General features: G+C 57.9%; 2 protein-coding genes. Both read left to right on the top strand.

Features of this window, described 5'->3' with window-relative positions:
- Positions 1 to 729: ATP-binding cassette domain-containing protein (locus CW742_RS13645; RefSeq protein WP_292421309.1), on the top strand; the 729-nt coding region annotated here is incomplete at its 5' end.
- Positions 730 to 1,284: ABC transporter permease (locus CW742_RS13640; RefSeq protein ID WP_292421308.1), on the top strand; the 555-nt coding region annotated here is incomplete at its 3' end.

The raw sequence follows: 1,284 nt of genomic DNA, 5'->3' as shown, positions 1-1,284 counted from the left end.
CCCACTGCCGTCGCGCAGGACATGGAGGTTGACATCACGTTGACAGGCCGTGCGAAGGTGCTCTTCTTTGCCAAGCTGTACGGCATCGAGAGCCCGAAGGACAAGGTGGACGAAGTTCTCGCGATCATGGAGCTCTCCGAACGGGGCGACGATCTGGTCCGGACCTATTCGGGCGGGATGCGCCGTCGGCTCGAACTGGCACAGGCCCTCGTCCACCAGCCCGCGGTCCTCTTCCTTGACGAACCTACCATCGGGCTCGATGTGGCGGCCCGCAAGAAGATCTGGGAGCATATCCGCATGCTCCGGAAGAACGGGATGACAATATTTGTCACCACCCACTACATGGACGAGGCGGACCAGTTCTGCGACCGGGTCGGCATCATCAGCAGGGGGAAGATTGTTGCCCTTGACACCCCTCAGGCGCTCAAAGCCAAACTGATGAAAGACGTCATAACCGCAAAGGTAACCGGCACGTACACGCCCCAGACCCTCGAGGGTGCACGGTTCGTGGGCCAGAAAGATGACGAGATCACGTTCACCGCAGAGAGCGGCAAGGAGGCCCTCCCCCTCATTACCAAAGAGCTCTCCGACAAGGGCCTAAAGGTGCATTCCCTCTCGCTTCGCGAGCCGACCCTTGACGATGTATTCATCGACGCAGTCGGGACCTATGAAGAATCCCGGACCTTTAACGATCACCAGTTCCGCTCCATGCTCAGGAGGAGACACTAAATGAAAGGCATCTGGTATTACATGGAACGGGACATGATCAAGTGGCTCAGGGGCAAACTTGCTGTTGTCTCCATGCTCGTGATGCCGGCAGCATGGCTCATCTTCGTGGGCCTCGCCCTTCCGGTGAAGTTCACGGGCAACTACCTTGATTTCATCACGCCCGGAATCCTTGTCATGACCATGCTTGCCTCCGGTCTCTCCGGTGGCGGCCTGCTGATGTTCGACAAGATCCTTGGTTTTCTCAACAAGTTCCTCGCCATGCCCTCACCCCGCGAGGATATCCTGTTTGGGAAGATCCTCTTCATCACCATCCGCGGTGTCATCCAGGCATCGGTGATCCTCGGGATCTCGATCCTGATCGGCGCGACCATCCACACGCTCTTCGAGTATGGCATGATCTACCTCATCCTGATCCTCTTTGGTGTGCTGATGGCGTCGCTTGCAACAACCATCGCGCTGTATATCGGCGACCATGATACCCTCTCGGCGGTCACATCGAGGTTAACCATCACGCCTTTTTGCCCCCCCACCGCCCGCAGCCCCTCTAACGTGATG

This window comes from Methanoregula sp. (assembly GCF_002835825.1).
Taxonomy (GTDB): domain Archaea; phylum Halobacteriota; class Methanomicrobia; order Methanomicrobiales; family Methanospirillaceae; genus Methanoregula.
This window is presented reverse-complemented; position numbering and strand designations above follow the sequence as displayed.